The organism is Lysinibacillus sp. RC79 (assembly GCF_041262405.1).
In the GTDB taxonomy this organism is placed as follows: Bacteria; Bacillota; Bacilli; order Bacillales_A; family Planococcaceae; genus Lysinibacillus.
In genome coordinates this window covers 140,980-163,112 of record NZ_JBGCCD010000007.1, presented here as the reverse complement: position 1 = coordinate 163,112, position 22,133 = coordinate 140,980, and the positions used below count along the sequence as shown (strand labels likewise).

Below are 22,133 nucleotides of genomic sequence, written 5' to 3'. Positions count from 1 at the left end.
TTGGAGGCCTTTTATGGTTGGGTTTGATGAATTCTCTTATGCACCCAGTTTTATTTCAATAATATTTTTTATCGTGTTCGGTATTATGGCATTTACTATTATTAGAGGTATCTTACAATGGTCGAAAAACAACAATGAACCAGTATTAACAGTACCCGCTAAAGTCGTAACAAAACGTTCAAATACTCGTGGAGGTTCTGGTAACTCTAGTGCTCATACATCGTACTATGTAACGTTTGAAGTGCAAAGTGGCGATCGTCTAGAATTAAAAATGAATGGCCATGATTATGGACAGCTTGCAGATGGTGACTTTGGCTTATTAACATTTCAAGGAACACGTTATCATGCATTTGAGCGACACAAAAAGGAGAGCAGCGTTTAACAACGCGCTCTCCTTTTTAACATTTCATTATTACTTAATTAAATATTTACCAAAGCCGCCTTCTGTATCTCCTAAATATTCGATATTGCTACCTGCTGGAATGACTTTTTGTGCATCCTTAGCAGTGTGGTAAATAATTTTTGTATTTGCTGGGAACGGTACAAATGACCAGTTGTTATCCGCAGCAGGATTAATTGTTTTATTTTCCATAACGTAATCAATTACAGCTTGGCGATTTTCATAAGCATAGTTTGTTATGTTAGAGCCATTTGTATTTTTAAATGTGGCACCATAAGAACCACCCACGCGGTAATTGTTCGTAATAATGATAAATTCTTGATTTACATCAATTGGTTTACCGTTGTATTGTACGTTTTTAATACGATTTGCTTTTTCATCTACTAGAATACCTCGACTATCATATTTCGCTGGAGATGTTACATCGATTTGATATGTTAAGCCATCTAATACGTCAAAATTGTAAGAACGTGCCTCTGGATCAATAATATTTTGTTCTTCAGTTTTATTTGGATCAACTGTTGCAAAAATACCAGCAGCCATTTCTAACCATTCAATAGCTTGTGCACCTGTTACTTTAATCGTTGCAACCGTATTATCGTAATAATAGATGTCTGCCATATTTTTAATCGCAAGCGGACCTACAGGAATATTTGTGTAATCTGCAGGGTTATTACGAGAGCCTGCCTTGAAAGGAGCACCAGCAGAAAGTAGTGGTGTTTTTTCATCAGCTGTACCTTTTAACTCTTTTTCAATAAACCATTTTTGAGATTGTGTCACAATTTGAATAGAAGGATCATCTTGAACCATCGAGAAGTAGCTATGGATTGGTGCAGTTGTCTCACCAACAGGCTGACGTATATACTTCAATGTACCTTCATGCGCTTCTTTAATTGCATTTAAAACTGTTTTAGATGGTTGTAAGCCTTCTTGTTTGATAGAACGGATAGAACCTTGTCCATCCACCACAACCCATTTAGAGCCTTGTTGTTCTAGGTTTAAATCAATAACTCCAAGATAGCTACCATAGCTTCCTGCCATTACTGTAGGTACTCCGTTAATTGTCCCTTTTTCTTGATCAACATTTTTAAGATTTTTATAGTCACCTGGGAATGTTAAATGAGAGTGACCTGTAATTAAAGCGTCTACCCCTTCAATCTCAGAGATTTGGTATCCTACGTTCTCGTTACCTTTTACGTAAGTATCCTCACCAATACCTGAGTGTGAAAGTACTACAATTACGTCTGCACCTGCTTTTTGCATTTCTGGTACAACCTCTTTCACCGCTTCAACTGGTTCTTGCATTTCTACTTTGCCTGCTAAATGAATAGCATCCCATTCAACAATTTTCGTAGGTACGATACCTGTAACGCCAACTTTAAGTGTGTGCTTTTTACCTGTATTGTCTACAACCTCTTTATCAAGAATTACATAAGGTGTGTACATATGCTTTTTTGTTTTAGCGTCGTATGTGTTTGCATTTACGACTGGATATTTTGCATCATTTAATACTTCATCTAAAAACTCTAAACCATAGTTGAACTCATGGTTTCCTAAAGTTCCACCATCATATTTCAGTGAATTTAGTGCTGCAATAGCTGGATGAACTTCACCTGGTTTTAAAACATTCTCTAACGCTTTATAAGATCCTAGTGGTGTTCCTTGAATTAAATCACCATTATCAAATAGTAGTGTATTCGGATTTTCAGCACGAGTTTGTTCAATTAATGTTGCTGTATTTGCTAAACCTATATCAGATGATTCAGCATCTAAAAAATAATTATAATTTGCAAGGTTTGTATGAATATCTGTTGTTCCTAAAATTTGAAGGTCTACTTTAGTTGTAGATGTAGGTAACTTGTATTCAGCTACAAAACGTTCAATAATACTTTGCATTTGATCAGTTGTTACATAGTCACGAGGACGAATTGTGTTATCTTCAAAGCCTTGTAAGATGTTTGCTGCAACAGCATTTGCTAAATCTTGCTTATGTGTTGTAGCAATTTGATCTGCATCTTTAAACTTATTTAATACAGAAAGCGGAGCGTTTTCTTTGACTAATCCACGGGCAGAAATAACAAATGCTTGTTGACGTGTCAATTTATCATTTGGACCAAACAATGTCGCAGTTTTACCTTTAATAAGCTTCAATTCTACTGCTTTTTCTACATACGGGGCTAAATCCTTAGAGACGTCAGTGAAGGCAATTTTCGAACCATCACCTAGCTCCACATTTAAGCTTTCTACTAATTCTTTCACGTAATCCCCACGTGTCACATCGCCTGATGCAGCATTTGCGGATAGTCCAAATGGTAACACCGTGAATAGAACAAGTAACATTGCTAAGAATTTAGTCATTAATTTCTTATTCATGAAACAGCCTCCCTATAAATCTAATATTTTCCTACGATTTCTATTATATTATACTAATTGCTTTATTAACTGAACAAATAGTCCTAATTGTATGTATTTTTAAACGAATAGCAAAACACTTTACTAGAAAATGATGGATTAATATCATTTCATATTTATTTCACATAACGTGATGTTATTAAATGTAAATCAAGAATAAGCGTATAATACCAATATTTCAGACCTCCTTACCATTACCATACCTCTATGAAAGAAATAAAAAAAAGTTCTCTCAAATTAGAGAGAACTTTTATTAAAAAATAATTTATTATGCGTTTACAGTTTGTAAAGATTGAGCTACTTTTTTAACCGCTTCTAGGCCATTTGCAATAATTTCTTGTGCTTTATCTTGTGACGCGTTATGACCTTCAATGATAACCTCTTCGATAATTTCCATACCGAACATGCCAACAACGTTTTTGATATAGTTAACTGACATTTCCATTGGTTGTGCTTCAGGTGAAGAATAGTAACCACCACGAGCATTTAAAATAACTGCTTTTTTGTCAGTCATTAAGCCTTCTAACTGACCGTTTTCATTATATTTAAATGTATAACCAGCTTGGAATACATAGTCAATGAAAGTTTGTAATTTCGCTGGGATTGTTAAATTCCAAAGTGGGAAAGCAAATACAACAACATCAGCTGCAGTTAAAGCATCCATTGCTTTTTGTTTTGCTGCTAAAAGACGTGATTCAATGTCAGTTAACGCTTCACCGTTTTGAACTTTACCAAAAGCATTGAAAAGATCTTGTCCGAAATAAGGCATATCTTCTGCGAATACGTCAAAAGTCGTTACGTCTACACCTTGTACATTTTCCATAAATGTGTCGTACATTTTTGTTGAAATACCATCTGGACGGTTGTTTGCTTTTACTACTAATACATTCATTATATAAATTCTCCCTTAAAATCAAAGTTTAATATCTCGAATTCAAGATATATAAGTATATTAAAAAAATTTGCGGAAAAAGTCAACGCTAGTAGACTCAGACTTTTGACTGAAATGTGGTTGATTCAAAATATTTACATCATAAAGTAAGGTTGATTTCCATTCCGACTGGGCGCTTTCCTGGGGGCGTCCGATGAGCCGCTTGGGCCAAAAGGATGTTGGTCACGAAGGCGTTATCACAGGACGTGATGATTTTAGCCTTCGTTCCCCTATGCGCTCGCTCCAGGGTCTCATCTGTGACGCTAATCCCCAAGGAGTCGCCCAGTCTCCATTCCAATCAACTTTGCCACATGATATGCGTTTAACAAAGATCCATCCCCTTTTGTTAATTAGCTATTAATGCATATGTGTTAGGTTGCTTGGAGTGTGAAATGAACTTACTAGACTTCTTCGTGTTTCGAGAGCATTCTGTAAGGGAACCCAACTTTTTCGAGGTCCTTACCCGAATGTTGTAATAGTCAGATCTGCTTCCTGCCCAAAGTGATCAGGTTCTATTATTTCTTACTTTCAACAACAAAATTAAAATTTACAACTATCATCGGTACAAACTCCACCATCTTCAGAGCCTGCCATCTTTAATCCTGGTTGTAAGCCTTCTTCCTCTGCTACTTTACGTAAAGTTTCTTCAAATACTTCTTGCGGTTGTGCCCCAGAAATACCGTACTTACGATTTAATACAAAGAACGGTACCCCTCGTACGCCAAGCTGCAGTCCTTCTTGTATATCAGTCTCTACTTCTGTTTTAAAATCATCGCTAGAAAGAACTTTTACAACTTCTTCACGATTCAGACCTACTTGCTCAGCAATATCGATTAATACATCATCCTGGCCAATACGCTTTGCTTCAATAAAATAATTGTGCAATAGTGCTTCAACAAGCGCTGTAACATCCCCTTGTTGTTCTGCCCATTTTACTAGACGATGCGCTTTTAATGTATTTTCCTCCATTAAATGATCAAAGTTATAATCTAGACCAACTTCTTTTGCGCGAGCAGCAACACCTTGCGTCATTTCCTTCGCTTTTTCTAGCGACATTCCATACTTTTTCGCCAATGCTTCATACGTAGTCACATTTGTATCCACAGGTGTTGTTGGGTCAAGTTGATAGCTTTTATAAACGAGCTCTACCTGCCCTGTATAACCAGTATCCTGAATCGCCTGCTCTAACTGCTTTTTACCAATATAACAAAATGGACATACATAATCTGACCAGATTTCAATTTTCATAGATAGTCACGCTCCTTTTGCTACATTGTAGCGATAGTAATTACAGTAAGGCAATTTTTAAGCTTCATTGCATAAATTTTCAAATCAATCTACATACTGAACGTAAAAACAATGTGAGGGTTATGTATGACACAATCTCTTTGGCTCGGAACAATTGATCCCGTCTCGCTACCATCTCTTCCTGCATCAACAACTTGTGATGTATGTATAATCGGTGGAGGCTTGACTGGATTATATACAGCCTATATCTTAGCAAAATCAGGTGTAGATGTAGTCTTGCTTGAAGCAAATTCCCATATCGGTCATGGTACGACTGGTAATTCAACAGGAAAATTAACTGCACAGCATAGCTTAGTTTATGCCAACCTTATTGAAAAGCTTTCTGTAGATGAAGCACGACTCTATTATCAGCTCAACCAAATAGCCGTAGAAAAAGCATTGCAATTACTCCCTAAAGAAAGTATTCAACAAGTAGATTCATTGCTTTATTGCCAAACAAAAGAAGGCTATGCCCAATTATTAAAAGAATGGAATGCCTATAAAGTATTAAATATTAAGGCGAAAATCACTTCTGATACAGAGCTTCCTTTCCCAATTACAAAAGCACTTAGCATGTCCCAACAGGCACAAATACATCCAGTAGAAGTTTGTAATTTCCTTGTAAAAGAAGCATTATCAATGGGTGCAAAAATCTATGCAAATACCCGTGTTCAGCAATTAAACATCCCACAAAATAGCTTACATACCGCAAATGATATGTCGGTTCAATATAACAAACTTATTTTGTGCACACATTATCCAATCGAAGCCTTTAGAGGACTTCAGCTTTTTAAACTTTCTAACAGTCGCTCCTATATGGTTGCTGGGAAAATTACTGATACACTACAAGGTCAATATTTATGCGTCGATAATCCTACTCGCTCTATTCGGACAGCTACCATTAACGGTGAGCATTATTTAGTATTAGGTGGAGCTAATCATATTGCAGGTGAAACAACCAATACGGAGCCCTATTATGAGGCTATTCAAAATGAAATGAAGGCGCATTTCGATCAGGATCCAATCTATCGCTGGTCAGCGCAGGATATTGAAACACCTGATATGGTCCCGTATGTTGGCAGGATTACACAGTCCTTGCCTAATGTTTTCATTGCAACTGGCTATCGAAAATGGGGAATTTCTAATTCATTTGTAGCTGGAGATTTACTATCCTCCCTAATAACAGGAGCAGGGAATGAGGATGGTGCAATTCCTCTTTATTCGCCAGCACGTACGAAATTTGGGGCTCAGTTTATGCAGATGCTAAAGGTAGGAGGTTTCGTAGCCAAGGAGTTCGTGACAGGTTATGTTAAACATGCCAATACACCAACTTGCACGCATTTAGGCTGTAAAACAAAATGGAATGAAGCCGACGAAACTTGGGATTGCCCTTGTCATGGTTCTCGCTTTAATGCCAAAGGAGAAGTTCTTGAAGGTCCTGCTGTACACCCCTTAAAACTAGAGTGAAAAAAGAGGTTGCCCTTTTTTAGGACAACCTCTTTTCATTATTTCAATGCATCAGTTAAAACTGGAACAATTTGTTTTTTACGAGATACAACACCTGGTAAAAGAATGCGATTATTCACCAGTTCAGCACCAAATCCTTTTGCTGCAGCCTCTGCTACTTGTCCAATTGCAACGGCAGTTGAATCATTGTTTAAAATATCTGTTACAACAAAGAAGAATAAATCTAAGCCATTTTCCGCTACATTTTTATTTAATAAAATTTCTAATTCCTCTTGACGACCAAGTACATCGTTAATATCGACAGCGTTTACTTGAGCTACTACTGATTTATATTCACCGAATTGGAATTCTTTTGCATCTAATGATAAAAGATCTACTAATGATTTATCTGAAAGGTCAGCACCCGCTTTAAGCATTGCTAAACCGTATTCAGCGGCATCAACATCTGCAATTTTTGCTAGCTCCTCACCAGCTTTTACATCTTGCTCTGTGCAAGTTGGAGATTTGAATAATAAAGTATCAGAAACGATGGCAGAAAGCATTAATCCAGCAATATTTGCAGGAATTGCTACGCCATGTTCTTTAAAGATTTTGTTTAAAATCGTTGCAGTACAGCCTACAGGTTCTGCACGGTAGTATAGTGGATCAGCCGTTTGGAAGTTTGCAATACGGTGATGATCAATTACCTCTGTAATTTGTACTTCTCCAATGCCATCAGCAGATTGCTGGAACTCATTGTGGTCTACAAGGATTACTTTTTCTGCTTCTCCAACTACTGATGAAATTAATCGAGGTGCCTCAAAGCCAAATTTATCTAAAGCAAATTGTGTTTCGTTATTTACTTCTCCAAGGCGTACCGCTTCAGCATCAACGCCAATTTGCTGTTTTAAATATGCATATACAATTGCAGATGTAATTGTGTCTGTATCTGGATTTTTATGACCAAAAACTAAAACTTTACTCATTGAATTTATTCCTCCTAAATGGCAATAACATTTATTATTTTTTATTTTATCATACCTTATGAACAAACATATTATAAAGTGAAAGTTTATCTATAAAGGATCTACTGCCAATACACAACTAAAATCTCCTATTTTAGGATAACTGCGTCTTCATGTATTATTTATCTTTCCTATACATTAAAGAAGCTAATTTAAATATTAGTCAATCACAAAATGGAGGAGGATATTTGTTAAAACGTATGCCATAAATATGAGTTGATTGGAGTAAAAACTCGGGGACTCCTTGGGGATCATAATATCACAGATGCAATCCTGGAGAGAGCCAGTAGAGAAACGCGAAGGCTAAAGGCACCACGCCCTGTGATGACGGCTCATGACCAACATCGTACTATCCGCTTCGCTTTCGCACAAAACACATTTGTAGGCCCAAGCGGCTCATCCGACGCCCTCAGAAAAACGCACAGTCGAAACGGAAATCAAATCTACTGTATGGTAATCATCGGGAAACTACCTATTAATACTATTTCTAGGTTATCATTAAATTTAATATATTTCCCTTTTAATAACATCCTATTTATACCATTTAATAATAATAATACATAGTTTTAAAAAAATATTTACTATTAATAGATATATAGTTGTGTTTTATATTTAAGAAACCGTAATTTTATGCTATTATCAGATAGTCTATATTTATTAGGATATACAGGAAATGGGGATCACGATGACAAAGAAGATGGAAAAAAAGTATATTCCTTTAGCAAATTATTTTGAAGTAGCTTTACAACAAGAAATTACTTTATCATTTAGCGAACTCGAAAATATTATGGGACAAGCCTTACCAAATGCAGCTTACTTGAATAGGAGCTGGTGGAAGAAAACAAAGCCCCCACTCTCTCACTATTTGTCATGGACAAATGCAGGCTACTATGTCATTGATGTAAAACTCGGTACCAGTGTAACTTTCGCGCGTACACAAATGAAGACTACGAGCAATATTTCTAAAAATGACGATAACCCACCTGCATACATAATTCGAGCAATTGAAGCATCAGACGCTAGATCATTTATTCATTTGCAAGAAGAAATTTTCCAAAAAACAGACTTCATGTATAATATGGAAAACGAATTAGACCTCACAGTTCAACAGCTTCGTAAAGATTTAGGCTATTGGAAACAATTGAAAAACCGTACGATTTTACTTTGTATATTAAATGGCATTTTTGCTGGCTATGCCGTTGTCCATGGATATAAACATTCTAAAGCTAAGCATGTTGCATCAGTTCGCCTAGCTGTTAAGGAAGAGTATCAGCGACAAGGTATCGGTTCAGAGCTGATGAAGGCAGTTGAACGCTGGTCTATACAGCGAGATATTTTACGCTTAGAAGCATCTGTTATGGAGCATAATGATGGTGCTTTAAATTTGTTTAAAAAATTAGGTTTTCAGCAAGAAGGTATCCGACAAAACGCCATTAAATTAAATGATACCTTTATTAACGAATATAGCTTAAGTAAAATTTTATAAGCTTCTTTTTCAAGGATGTCTAAAACTTATTTGGACATCTTTTTTTATGTGTAGCGTTGTAAAGTTTTTAGAAAACCTGCTTTTCTCTTGCAGCATCTAAGAATAGCAAATTATTTTCTACTTGTTCATATGATTGCTGAAATTTCTCATATTGTGCCTTATCCTGACTGACCATTTCCTCAATTAGCGCATGTAAAAACGAAAACAAAACTGGAATAACGTCCAATGAAGATTGCTTTTTCAGACCAAGTGAAAATAACGCACTTGCATATTCCCGAATTGAAGACAACGCCGAACTAGTAATGGCAATAATTTTAGCCTTTTTCTTCTTGGCAATTTCTACAATCGTTTGAATATCGTTTGAATGCTTTTCCCATGAAAAAACTATTAATGTCGTGTGCTCACTCATACTGTTAATTTGCTGTACAATATCGTCGGATTCTGAGCGAAGCTGTTTCACATTTGGGCGTAAAGTTTTCATTGTAGACGATAACCAATTTGCAATGGACGCAGCTTGACGAGTACCTAAAATATAAACGTTCTCTGCTTCATGCATCCATTCCGAGCTTTTTTGAAGCATATTATGGTTAATCAAATGAATCGTATCTTGAATATTTTGAATATCACGTTGCATCACCTTACCAAAACTCGGAATATCCTTCTTGCTTGAAGAATATGTAGTTTGAAGACTCGCACCATCATCTTGAGTCATTAAATAGCTTCTAACCTTGTCTTGAAGCTCTACATAGCCCGATAAATCCATCGCATAACAAAAACGAATAACTGTCGATTCACTAACATTCGCCTGTCTACCAACTTCTGCTGCTCCGTTACCAATTATAACTGTAGGGTTATTCATAACAAATTGCGCAACTTTACGCTGTCCCTTCGACAGCCTAACAAATTTTCTTTCTATATCTTCTTTAATGCTCATTTCTAACAACCTTTCTTTCAATGAAATTATCACGAATGGAGATTGTTTCCTACTGACTCTGAATTCGATTAAAAATACAGTATCACGATTAGATTCTGAATACAATGACTTTTCCGAAAAATCTTCAACGCTTCAACTTGCTAATATAATAGTTCGAAAAAAAGACATAAAATCGTTCTATTTTCATTATCAAAGTTTATTGATGAATCATCACCATCACTTGAAGGTTAATTTTGGGTTGCCACTGCGCGCTTTCCTAACAAAGCTCGCTTCAGGGTCTCGGGTCAACAAATGTGTTTTGTGCGAAAGCGAAGTGCAACGTAGCAACAGCAACAGATGTTTTTTGTGCGAAAGCGAAGCGTCAGCGGCACGATGTTGGTCACGAAGGCGTTATCATAGGATGTGATGGTTTTAGCCTTCGTTCTTCTATTGCTGATCCCCAATAAGTCACTAACCTGCACTCCAATCAACTTATCCGCATGCTATACGTTTTAACAAATCAATTCCCATTTTCAGTGGTAAACCTTATTTTGTGATTTTAACAGATTTTTTAAAATATTTGTATAAAAATTAATGATTTCTAATTTTTATGTAATTGAATTAGAAAAATGTCTTGGACTATAGTTCATCCAAGACATGATTCTTTTTGTTATTCTAATTCAATTTGTTTCGTTTCTTGACCTAAAAATATTACTCCGACAACACCGATAATAATCGCTCCACAGAAAATAGCGAAAATGTAGCCGATATCATAACCTGCTGTTAACAAAAAGCCTACTAACAGAGGTCCAAAAATACCACCGATGCGCCCAACAGCTGCTGCCATTCCTACACCCGTTCCACGAATAGTAGCTGGATACTGCTCTGGTGTATAAGCATAAAGTGCACCCCAAGCCCCTAAGTTAAAGAACGATAAAAACATCCCCGAAGTTAATAGCACTACTATTGTTTCAGCATTACCAAAAATGAAAGCACTTACAGCTGTACCAATTAAATAAGAAACAAGTACAAATTTCCGTCCGAATTTTTCTATAAACCATGCAGCTGTAAAATAACCTGGTAGCTGAGCAAGCGTCATAATGAGAACATATTTAAAGCTCGTAATCATATCAAAGCCTTTACCAACCATGACACTAGGTAGCCATAAAAACATACCGTAATACGAGAAAACAACCGTAAACCATAACACCCATAACATAAGTGTCGAGCGTACATATTTTTTTGACCATACTTCTCGAATATTTTGCACAACACTACGTTTCTTAGACTCTGCCTTTACGGCAAATTGTGGTGAATCTGGTAAGTGCCAGCGAAGATAAATTGCATATATTGCTGGAATTGCCGTTAACAATAAAGCCATACGCCATCCCCATGATGGAATAACAAAATACGAAATCAATGCTGCGATTAACCAGCCCACCGCCCAGAAGCTTTCCAGTAAAACAACCACTCGCCCACGCTCTTTGGCTTCTACACTCTCAGAAACTAGCGTCGATGCGACTGGCAATTCTCCCCCTAGTCCCATGCCTACTAAAAAGCGTAGTGCCATAAAAGCAGCTAATGTAGTTGTAAATGCAGACAAACCACTTGCAATCGAAAATAACACAAGCGTCCACATAAAAATTTGCTTACGTCCCACTTTATCGGCAAGCACGCCGAAAATAAGAGCTCCTACAGCCATCCCAATTGAGTTTATGCTACCTATCCAGCCCGATTGACTTGGCGTTAATCCCCACTCAACTGCTAATGCTGCAATAACGAATGATAATATTCCTACATCCATTGCATCGAAAAGCCATCCAACGCCTGCTACCCCTAAAAGCTTATTGCGAGAAATAGATTGTTGAGACTTACTCGTTGTTACTGTATTTGTCGTCATTTTAACCACCTGTCTTTACACTTGACTATACAATCGTAAGTTTACTATACAGTTGTTTCAAGAAAGTGACAAGGAAAAATTCAAATTACCGAATTGTTTCGACAATTTCTGAAATGCTATTGAAAACATAGGGCAATTTGCGTTAAAATGTCTTTTATACAAAAACAACTGTTCTTTCTATAAGAACAAAAGGAGATCGTAAACGTTATGTGGAAAGGCCTAATTGAAGAATATAAACAATTTTTACCCGTAACAGAAAATACACCAGCTCTAACTTTAAACGAAGGCAATACGCCTCTTATACATTTAGTAAATTTATCTAAAAAACTTGGCATTGAGCTTTATGGAAAAATCGAAGGTGCAAATCCAACCGGTTCTTTTAAAGACCGTGGTATGGTATTTGCCGTTGCAAAAGCGATTGAGGATGGTAGCAAATGTGTTATTTGCGCTTCAACTGGTAACACATCAGCTGCCGCAGCAGCTTATGCAACACGTGCTGGAATCCAGTCCATAGTCGTTATCCCTAAAGGAAAAGTGGCCCTTGGTAAACTAGCCCAAGCGACAATGTATGGTGCAAAGATTATCGAAATCGACGGTAATTTTGATGATGCATTAAATATTGTTCGTCAAGTAAGTGAAACAACTCCAGTCGCACTTGTAAACTCTGTGAATCCATACCGCATCGAGGGGCAAAAAACGGCATCATTTGAAATTGTAGATGCTTTAGGAACAGCTCCAGATTATCTTTGTATCCCTGTTGGTAACGCAGGTAACATTACTGCGTATTGGAAAGGCTTTAAAGAATATGATGCTGCAAAAGGCTCTGGTTTACCAAAGATGTTCGGCTTTGAAGCTGAAGGTGCAGCAGCAATTGTAAAAGGTGAACCTATTGCTAATCCTGAGACAGTGGCGACAGCTATTCGTATCGGCAATCCTGCAAGCTGGAAATTTGCAGAAGCAGCTCGCGATGAGTCTGGTGGAATTATTGATTCGGTTACAGACGAAGAAATTTTAGCCGCTTACAAATTAATTGCTGGCACTGAAGGAATTTTCGTTGAACCAGGTTCAGCTGCATCATTAGCGGGCGTTATTAAATCCGTTGAAAATGGCAAGATTCAGAAGGGCTCTAAAGTTGTGACAATTTTCACGGGTAATGGATTGAAAGATCCTGATACTGCAATGAATGTCTCAACTGTAGATGTTGTCTCACTTAAAAACGATGAAGAAGAAATTCGAAAATACATCGAGGGCGTACTATGAGTAACATGTGGGAAATCACGGTTCCTGGAAGCACAGCCAATCTAGGCCCTGGCTTTGATTCAATAGGGCTTGGCTTATCTCTTTACTTAAAGTTAACCGTGACTTTACAGGATAGTTGGGAAATTATCCACCTCGATGATAATGGTCCTATAGAGTTTGAGCTGGAAGAGCACTTACTATACGTGATTGCCAAAAATATTGCGGATCAATACGGTAAGCAGCTACCTGCTTGCCGTGTTGAAATGGCAAGTGAGCTTCCATTAGCCCGTGGTTTGGGGAGTAGTGCAGCAGTCATCGTTGCAGGAATTGAACTAGCTAACCAAGTCTGTGACCTAGGCTTAACTGTACAGGATAAACTCAATTTATCATCACAAATCGAAGGACATCCAGACAATGCAACAGCCTCGGTATTAGGAGGATTAACAATTTCCTCAATGGATGAAAATGGCGTTGTTGATACAATTCATGTCAATGATATAGATGCTTCCTTTGTTGTGTATGTGCCCGATGTCGAACTAAAAACAAGTGAATCTCGGTCTGTTTTACCAGAACAATTTGACCGTGCATATGCAGTGAGGGCCTCTGCAAATGCAAATATGCTAGCAGCATCATTAATGGTTCATGATTTTGAGCGTGCAGGTCGTTATATGGAAGCTGATTTATTCCATGAACCTTTCCGCGCCAATTTAATTCCACAATATACAGAAATTCATGCAGCCGCAAAGGCTAATGGGGCATTTGGAACGGCTTTAAGCGGTGCTGGACCAACACTGATTTCCATCATCCCTACTGCTATTGCGCAAGATTTCGTAAATACCATGAAAAATCAATTTCCAGATCATCAAATTATCTTAACAAAAGCCGATAAAAATGGTGTAAAGGTAAAATTAGGACGTCTACTACTTAGTAATATTAAAAGTAAGTAATAGTACATTATGTTTGATTTTACTATCCATTATTTAAAATGTTGCACATAATATAAAAAATGTACATTACTAAATTAAAATTTAGTGGTGTACATTTTTTTTTTGAAATAATTTGTACTATTTTATAAGGTGAAAAGTTAAATTAAACGAAAGTTATCATTTAATGGAGGCGAAAGTTTTGTATTGGTATGAATATTGTCCGAAGTGCACGAAAAGCAAATATAATTTATTGGTATTTAAAAACGACCAACCATTTTTACCCTTAACTGATTATTACCATGATTGTTTAGGAAGAATAGATAAAACGTCAGCAAGATCCTATTTAAACTGTATACTCCCCTTTTTTAAATGGTTAGACAGATTAAGTAATTATAAAAGAAAGCGTGTAGCGTGGAATGATAATGCAGAAAAGATTCGTACTGTAGTTGAGGATTATTTAACAAATGAGATGTATTGCAAAATAAGAGATAAAGATACATACCGATTTGTGAGCTTAACAAGAAAAAGTCCAAATTCTATTAGTCATTTTCTGTCAGCGCTAAAATCATTCTATAAAGCTATGATACGCTTAGGTTACTATACGTATTGTAATCCTTTTATTGATGATAAAGCCACTCCGTATCAATTTAGGGAAAGTAGCGTACGAAAAAATAAATCTAGAATGCCTGCAATTGCTGGAACTGAAGAACCTTTAAATCATCGTAGATTAACTGATTCCTATTTTAAAATCATTAACGAAGAATGGCAGCCACAAATTATTGACGATATAGAATTGCCTTATCAGGTCTATCTGGCAGGTAAAAAGGTAAATTGGTCTCTACGAGAAATGATAATTGCACGAATGTTATTTGAAACTGGGGCAAGAGCATCAGAAATTATTGAGCTTACTATTGGGGATTATCGAAAACGGCAAAGCCATCAAGAATTAATTACGTTTAACAAAGGTAGTCATGGTAGAAAAGTAAAGTTCCTACGTTTTAGCAAAGATACAGTTAAACGATTGTTTCACTATATTGACTCCGAGCGAAAGTCTATTGATAAAAACCATTTAAGTTTTCATGAACTACCAGATGAAGCTTCTCTATTTTTATCATCGAACGGTAAGCCCTTTACCTATCATGCATGGTATTATCATTGGAAAAAAGCGATGAAAGCCAATGGGATTAGTTTAAATCCACATAAAGCAAGACATTGGTTCGTTACTTCTCGATTACGAGAGATTTATAACATTGCAAAAAATGAAACTGAAATCCAGCAACGAAAAAACGAGTTAATAAAATATATGAAATGGAAAAATCCAGATACGATAAATGTATATGAACATCACTTTGATGAAATGAAACATCAAGAATTGCATGAAAAAATGCTAAAACAAATGCAACAAAACGAAAAAGAATATATTAAGAAAAGTAAATCTTCGAGGAAATCAAAGCTTAGAGTCATGGAATCACAGACTATCGAAAGTTTTGATGAAGATTTAAAAGAATTATTAGAAGGGTTGGAGTAAATATGAATAAAACTAAAGTCCAGATGCCGATAACAAAATGGCATCAAATTTGGTTTGATAAAATGGACATGAAGCTTATGTGTTTACAAAACAGTAGAGATGAATTTTTGATAGACAAAATAGATGAAAGGATTATGAAATATCTTCACAATAATAGCTTAGACTTCGATTGGAGAAACCATTTATTATTAATTGCAATGATCGAAACTGATAGCAATAAAGCGTTTAAGACGATTAAAAACCACTTATCAATTTTAAATGCTCGTTTGAAAGATATTTTTAAAGTATTTTCACTAATTAATTTGTCTGATTTCGATGTAGATATTCATTTTTATAAGTATTTAAAAGGAGAAGTTCTCCCAAACGATTCTTATAATAAGAAAAGTATATCATTAAGATACTATAATGCAGCCTCCTACGATACGAATAAATGGGTATTAAGTACATTATCTATTGAAGAACAAGAATACTTAAAAAAATATCTATTTAAATATCCCTCTTTTGATAGTCGGGATTTTACTTTCACTAAATTAGCAATTGAAAATGCACAAACTATTCGAAAAGATGAAACAGATGCAGTTGTGCCCAATCTTCCAGCAATTAGGGCAGAAGCAAACTTTCGTTGGAATCAAATGAACAGAATACGAGATGCTTTTCAAAAGCAAATCAATAAAGTTGAAACTGAATCTATAGCTCTACCTTCAGAGTTTTATTATGATGAACCCGATCGTATTGGAAAGCGTTTTTATTTTCGTTTATGGGATAAACCATCTTTCGTACTTAGTCATCATACAGAGTTCTCAGATACAGTAATAAAATATGCTAGAGAAAGAAAGCTTACCTATTCCGTTGAAAACAATGCATATTTCCTTGAATTTATTCGTTCACAATCTAACGATGCTTGTGAAAGTGAAGACCTTTGGTTTAATGAATTAATCAAGAAAAATGTATTAGGAAACTGGAATAGAACAAGACCCCTTCAAGAGCATGAAAGCATTTTAAATTTTTTATCCAATTGGGGATATAAAAATGATAACGGAAAATATCCTATGCCGTTTGGTTCACAACATAAAGGAATATTATTATCATCTACCCCCTTTTTTTCTTTACATAAAGATAAGGTAAAAGGTTTATTAATAGATGTAGAGCCATTTTATGTCGCTTGTAAATTTGGACTTTTAGCAATTGATATATTAACGACTACGGGTGCAAGAATAAGTGAAGTACTTCAAATTAATAATACAAAAGAATGCATACAAGCTAAGAAAGTAAAAGATAGATTACATTTTTCTTTTAAAGCGATTCCTAAAGGCAGAGATACACTAGAAGAATTTTATATCAGTAAACAGACAATGAATATAATTCAAACTGTGGTAAAAATGTTAAAAGAGCATTATGACACTCAAAACATTCCAAGTCTTCAATACAACGGTGAAAGAAATTGTCTATTTTCACAATCGAAACCCTATTATTTCCAATACAAAGGAAAGTTAATAAAAAAGGAAACTATATACGGTTGTATTCGATTTCTACTTCATGGAATAGTTCTTGAAACGCAAGATGGTCAGCCAGTCAAGATAAAAACACATCTTTTACGTCATGCTTTCGCAACAGAAGCTGTTCAACGACAAAAAATGCCGATTGATATTGTAGCAGAAATGTTACATCAAAAGGATCTGAATGTAACAGGTTACTACTCAGCCCCTACTCCTACTCAGATAGCAGAATCGATAGGTGAGCTACATGATGTAATATCGAGTTATGTAGATATAGATGATGCATATTTAAGAAATGGCGAAAAGTTGCAAAAAGAATTAGATAATTACATGGGGAAAGTAGGGGTATTCAATAAGGTTTTAGGCGGTACGTGCGTTACTGATTACGTCTGCCCAACAAAAATGCAATGTTTAGGTTGCAAAGCGAAAATCCCTGAACCAGATCAAGAGGATGAACTTTTTGAAGTGATAAAATTGTCGAAGGATATGGAGAAACGTTTTAAACAACTAGGTTTAGAAGTTGAAGTTCGAAAAGCAAAAGAAATGGCAAAACAGGCGAAAATAGAACTAAGGGAAATTGATTTAATAAAAAAGTATAGAGAGGAACGTCAATATGAACCGACCATCCAACAAAATACATTCAGATCGTCAATGGTTAGAAAAGGTACATCATCAACGTAAAGAGCGCTCGGTTTCTATTGGTATTGAAACTATTGATATGCTTGTTAAACAAGGGATTCCTGTAACCTATCACAACATTAGTGAGTATTCAAAAAAACTTGATTCAAAAGGAAAAGGGATACACCCGAATACAATTAAAAGAAATGATGATTTGTACGCCTATTATCAAAAACATAGCAGAACGTTTAAAATAAAGAAGATGCGTAAAAAGCCCGTACCACCCTTAAAATTTGATGAATCAAGTTTAAGAAGGATTTCACCTAAACGTGATATAAACATCACTAAAACGAAATACATGACGTTTACGAAGGAAGAGTTGGTAAATAGATTGATTGCGGTTGAACAATACGTGGCTGAGAATCAAAAAAGATGGGTAATTAATCAATTTGAAAAGTTTAAATAAAACAACAATAGAGTTAACCGATTCGGTAAAACTCTATTGTTGTTTTCAGTTATTGAATATTCAAGATAATCATTACTCTAAAACCCCAAATATTTTTATATATTCTTTCAATAATGGATCTACGAATGAATAAATACCACGAGAGTATTTTTTTATTATATTTCTTTCACATAATTTATTAATATTCATACTATATTCTGATTGTTTAATACCTAAATAATTATCTATATAACCAAGTGGGACATTTATATTTTCATTACTAGCCATAGCTTTCAAAATTTGTTGATATTTACCTGAACCAGCTTCCTCTAGAAGATTCTTTAGCTCATTATTTTTTTTATTTTGTATAATGTCTTCAATCCCTTTTGTCAAACTATTCATGTTCAAATTATTATTATCGCTATATTTTATAATTGTTCCACCTAAAAGGTGAACTGGTTCTGGAAAACCAGCAGACATATAGCCAATTCTATTTAAAACATCATCAGAATACGTGAAACCAACTTTATCAAAACCATTTATCAGTATTAATTCTATTTCTGACTGATTAAGCTTATGTAATACAATATCTTTAAATGTACGACTTATGGATGGATGAATTTCCTTCATTTTTTGAACAGCACCAGAAATCCCTGCAAAAAAGAAAATAATATTATTAATATGATTTCTAGAAAAGCTTTCAGTAACGAGTTTAAAAAAAGTTGGAAGATCTTTTGTCATATCCATTCTATCTATTTCATCTATAAATATAATAATACCATCCAATTTTTCTTCCATAACCTTTTTAGAAACCTTCTTCATTTCTTGAACAAAGTTACCCACTACTTCATTAATAGGTTTCGCTTTAGCTTCTTCTTCTTTTTTTGCTATTTGTACACCAAATAAGTCTAATGAAAAATCAATTTTCGATAGAATTGTAATGCTTCTTTTCAAATTTGATAATATATATCCAGCAACTTCCTCAGCAGATTGATTTTCAACAGTATCTATCCAAATAGACTTAAAATTAAAGTTATCTATTCCACCTGTATCTATATCAAATTTTTCAATTAATGTTGTATCACCTTCTGCTATTCTTTTTGTTTGAACTAATAATGAGCTTTTACCAATTCCTCTATCACCAGTGATTATTGCATGTTCGGGATTTTCATGAGCTGTTTGATATAATACATCAATAATTGAGTCAACTTCGTTATTTCTTCCAAAGAAGTATTCCGGATTATCAATTGGTTTTTGAGGTGTAAACGGGTTGATTATTCTTTTAGACATAATAAACTCTCCTTTTAATATATTTATCCCAAAACTAACTATTTTAGCTAATTTGTTATACAATTTTATTTGAACAAGTTTCTTTTAATTTGTCGACTAGGATAATGCTGCTACTTTGTGTCTAACTATTTAGAAGTAAATTATATTCTTTAACTTTGCGCTGAAATGCTTCATTTCCACCCTCTAAATAATTAATAATATGTTCAATAATTTTCTTATTACCTGTGTAGCCTTGTGCTTTTAAATGGCTATGAAATCCATCTTTAGTTTCCAGAACAATAATTTGCTCAGCACCTGTATTTATAACTAATGTTGAATTATGTGTTACTATTACTACTTGGCGTTGATTTTTAATATTTTGTAAACTTTTAACCAAGGTCTTATAAATATATTGGTTGTCTAAATTATCTTCAGGTTGATCGATAATTAATGGAGTAATATCATTTGAATATTTGCCATAGTTAATTATAAATGTTAGTGTTGCTACAACCTTTTGACCTAACGAAAGTTCTTCTATATTTTTCATATTAACTTTCGCTGACGACCCAATATCTTCTCGAGCATTTACATTAAATTTCATTGAAAACTTACCATTATCTATATATGCCTTCACAATAATCTGTGCAAGCTCTTTACGTGAATTGGCTAAGTGATTCCTAATAGCAGTATATAATTTGTCAATTCTTACTTTATTAGCATCTTCTAGACCATGCGTAATAGTTTTTTCCGAAACTTTAGTAGTAATAAAATTTTTAATAGGATAGTTGCTTTCTAAAAATTTATTTTCTTTTAAATACAGGGCTTCTAAGAAACGTAAGGCCCCCACTTTTCCTATTTGGGCTTTAATAAACTCATACACATCGAACCATTTTAATGTAGTAGAATCTACAAAATGATTTTTATAGATATTGTCTCTTTCAAGTTGATCAAGAAATTCACCAAATATAATGTCTATAAAATTTTCTTGGATTACGTAAGTATTTTCTAAATGTATCGACAGAACGTCTTTATTGTCCAAGTTAAAATTTTGTAGCAAGGAAGTGATATTTGCCCTCCAATTTTTCAAAATTGATTGAATAGAAGATATTTTTTTACCAGCATTTTTCAAAAAATCAGTTTTGTTACTGTAATATAGTTCATTTTTAATCTTATTTATTTCAATTTGACTTTCACCACTAAACATAAGATCTTTAATAAAAGTAGAGAAATCATTACTTTCAATTGAAGAAATAATCTTTGAAATTGAAAAATGTTTTCTATAAATCTGGGAAAGTATATTTTCCTTATCGACTTGTTTTTGAATTTGGGCAAATAAATATTGGCCTTTATTTTCTCCAGTTTTAACTTGATATAAATTGAACCAAAAATCATTTAATTTCAGTGTCGAATTATTAGTCCGTATGAAAGCATCTTCGGCATAATAGTAAATACTATCTTCTGAGTATTCAGGGTTTATTTGTGGGATAAACCTTAATATGTAATCCTTACCTTTAAGTCTAAAGAGTAAATAAATCATTCCATGCTTACTAATGAAATTTAGAGTTTTTTTATTTTCAACTTCTTGTGAAAATAAAATATCTAAAATCTTTAATATGGTACTTTTCCCAGTTCCTCTTCCACCAACTATACAAGTCAGATCTTTTGAAAAATTAAAGTAAAATGGGGATGTAGTGTTGTTTAAGAATCCTGTATCATTTTCCGGTATATATATACCTTTAATAAATGTAGGCGCGATTTTAGGTTTATGGAAAGGGTATACGCTAATCTGATGACTAAAAATCGCTTTCAATAAATTCCCATATGAAATCCCTTGCATTTTAATCCAAGTATTTCTAATTCCCAATGTATTAATGCCATGAGAATCACTTTCGTAGAAAACACAAATATCAGAGTTAGTTCTTTTACTAAATGCGCTAATTGTGTTTTCAATATTATAAGTTTGGTTTGTAACACCGATTAAATCAAATAAAGAGGAATTAAATAACTTATGTTTATAAGTTCCTGTTAAATATTTAAAGTTGGATGAGTTGATATGTGCTATATATGCTTTACCACCAATGTCATGGATTTTTTGTAAAATAGTTAAACTATGTTCTATGGTTCCACAATATTTAGATTCTTGATCAGATACGATATTATCTTCGATAAATCGTTCAAGGGCTTTTCTATTTTTTTCATCAATAATGGCTACAACATGATTTTTGTCAGAACATGATATTTCGATTCCTAAAATAACCCAAATATCTTTTTTAGGAAGATTAGAAAAAGCATTTGTGTAACAATAAGAAATCATATTCTTTAATTTGTCGTACCCCTCAATAGTATTATGATCTGATATGATTACGCCTTCAATTTCTTCTTTATATAATTTGTAAGCTATCATATAATATGTAAAATATTCTTTGAAATTTATATAATCAAGTCCACGATCTCTTAACTTCTGCATATAATCTTCACCATAAAGACCCAAATTAAAGTTATCTAGATAATCTTGAAATTCTTGCTGTGTTAGCATACCAATTTCCAATGCGTAGTTCAAAATCCTCTCTACACTATAATCCTTATAATAAACTTTCTCACCATTCTCATTAACCTGATGTATTTGGTAGTCAGATGAAGCTGGTGTATGAATATGTATTTCAAATTTATATAGCCGCCCATACCTTTTTCTAGAATTATCTAATTTCCGGCAAACTTCTTGTAAAACATTATTATTTTTAAAGTTATATTTGTAAGACTCCATAGTCCACCTCTGATCAATTTTGTGAAACACCTGAAATTATCTATAGAA

General features: G+C 34.4%; 16 protein-coding genes. 8 read left to right on the top strand and 8 right to left on the bottom strand.

From position 1 onward, the window contains the following. Positions 1-13 precede the first annotated feature (13 nt). Entirely contained in the window at positions 14-382 is a 369-nt protein-coding gene (locus tag ABH968_RS09525; protein ID WP_370043820.1) for a DUF2500 domain-containing protein, read from the top strand. Between the two features lie 30 nt (positions 383-412). Here the strand turns inward: ABH968_RS09525 and ABH968_RS09520 are convergent, their stop codons facing one another. The 3 genes from ABH968_RS09520 to ABH968_RS09510 all read right to left on the bottom strand — a co-directional run bounded on the left by ABH968_RS09520 (position 413) and on the right by ABH968_RS09510 (position 4,991). Next, positions 413-2,773 carry a bifunctional 2',3'-cyclic-nucleotide 2'-phosphodiesterase/3'-nucleotidase gene (locus tag ABH968_RS09520; RefSeq protein WP_370043819.1) on the bottom strand — a complete coding sequence of 787 codons (2,361 nt, stop codon included), beginning with the start codon at positions 2,771-2,773 and terminating at the stop codon, positions 413-415. Between the two features lie 307 nt (positions 2,774-3,080). Beyond that, the gene (locus tag ABH968_RS09515) at positions 3,081-3,704 is read right to left on the bottom strand and encodes an FMN-dependent NADH-azoreductase (RefSeq protein WP_370043818.1); all 624 of its coding nucleotides are present in this window, start codon (positions 3,702-3,704) and stop codon (positions 3,081-3,083) included. A gap of 579 nt (positions 3,705-4,283) precedes the next feature. Next, on the bottom strand, positions 4,284-4,991 hold the full coding sequence (locus tag ABH968_RS09510; protein WP_370043817.1) for a DsbA family oxidoreductase: 708 nt from the start codon (positions 4,989-4,991) through the stop codon (positions 4,284-4,286). Between the two features lie 126 nt (positions 4,992-5,117). Between ABH968_RS09510 and ABH968_RS09505 the strand changes: the two genes are divergently transcribed. Beyond that, complete coding sequence (locus ABH968_RS09505) at positions 5,118-6,497, top strand: FAD-dependent oxidoreductase (RefSeq protein ID WP_370043816.1); 1,380 nt, start codon at positions 5,118-5,120, stop codon at positions 6,495-6,497. A gap of 38 nt (positions 6,498-6,535) precedes the next feature. Here ABH968_RS09505 and ABH968_RS09500 read toward each other — a convergent pair whose 3' ends face one another. Beyond that, complete coding sequence (locus tag ABH968_RS09500; RefSeq protein WP_370043815.1) at positions 6,536-7,462, bottom strand: manganese-dependent inorganic pyrophosphatase; 927 nt, start codon at positions 7,460-7,462, stop codon at positions 6,536-6,538. Between the two features lie 724 nt (positions 7,463-8,186). Between ABH968_RS09500 and ABH968_RS09495 the strand changes: the two genes are divergently transcribed. After that, positions 8,187-8,987 carry a GNAT family N-acetyltransferase gene (locus tag ABH968_RS09495; protein ID WP_370043814.1) on the top strand — a complete coding sequence of 267 codons (801 nt, stop codon included), beginning with the start codon at positions 8,187-8,189 and terminating at the stop codon, positions 8,985-8,987. 67 nt (positions 8,988-9,054) lie between these two features. Here the strand turns inward: ABH968_RS09495 and ABH968_RS09490 are convergent, their stop codons facing one another. Continuing rightward, entirely contained in the window at positions 9,055-9,921 is an 867-nt protein-coding gene (locus tag ABH968_RS09490; protein ID WP_370043813.1) for a MurR/RpiR family transcriptional regulator, read from the bottom strand. Positions 9,922-10,570: 649 nt separating this feature from the next. Beyond that, the gene (locus ABH968_RS09485) at positions 10,571-11,800 is read right to left on the bottom strand and encodes an MFS transporter (RefSeq protein WP_370043812.1); all 1,230 of its coding nucleotides are present in this window, start codon (positions 11,798-11,800) and stop codon (positions 10,571-10,573) included. Between the two features lie 207 nt (positions 11,801-12,007). On the opposite strand from ABH968_RS09485, the gene thrC reads away from it, so the two are divergent. The 5 genes from thrC (at position 12,008) to ABH968_RS09460 (ending at position 18,073) form a co-directional block, all read left to right on the top strand. Beyond that, the gene (gene thrC / locus ABH968_RS09480; RefSeq protein ID WP_370043811.1) at positions 12,008-13,060 is read left to right on the top strand and encodes a threonine synthase; all 1,053 of its coding nucleotides are present in this window, start codon (positions 12,008-12,010) and stop codon (positions 13,058-13,060) included. After that, complete coding sequence (gene thrB / locus ABH968_RS09475) at positions 13,057-13,986, top strand: homoserine kinase (RefSeq protein ID WP_370043810.1); 930 nt, start codon at positions 13,057-13,059, stop codon at positions 13,984-13,986. The genes thrC and thrB overlap by 4 nt, the downstream gene beginning before the upstream one ends. 178 nt (positions 13,987-14,164) lie before the next feature. After that, entirely contained in the window at positions 14,165-15,493 is a 1,329-nt protein-coding gene (locus ABH968_RS09470) for a tyrosine-type recombinase/integrase (RefSeq protein ID WP_370043809.1), read from the top strand. 2 nt (positions 15,494-15,495) lie between these two features. Next, entirely contained in the window at positions 15,496-17,670 is a 2,175-nt protein-coding gene (locus tag ABH968_RS09465) for a site-specific integrase (protein ID WP_370043808.1), read from the top strand. Beyond that, positions 17,603-18,073, top strand: coding sequence for a hypothetical protein (locus tag ABH968_RS09460; protein ID WP_370043807.1), 471 nt, complete (start codon positions 17,603-17,605; stop codon positions 18,071-18,073). Before ABH968_RS09465 ends, ABH968_RS09460 begins: the two co-directional genes overlap by 68 nt. 72 nt (positions 18,074-18,145) lie before the next feature. Here ABH968_RS09460 and ABH968_RS09455 read toward each other — a convergent pair whose 3' ends face one another. Together ABH968_RS09455 and ABH968_RS09450 are read right to left on the bottom strand one after the other, a co-directional pair. After that, positions 18,146-19,342 carry an AAA family ATPase gene (locus tag ABH968_RS09455; protein WP_370043806.1) on the bottom strand — a complete coding sequence of 399 codons (1,197 nt, stop codon included), beginning with the start codon at positions 19,340-19,342 and terminating at the stop codon, positions 18,146-18,148. A gap of 121 nt (positions 19,343-19,463) precedes the next feature. Beyond that, positions 19,464-22,085 carry a Spaf_1101 family AAA-like ATPase gene (locus ABH968_RS09450; protein WP_370043805.1) on the bottom strand — a complete coding sequence of 874 codons (2,622 nt, stop codon included), beginning with the start codon at positions 22,083-22,085 and terminating at the stop codon, positions 19,464-19,466. Positions 22,086-22,133 lie beyond the last annotated feature (48 nt).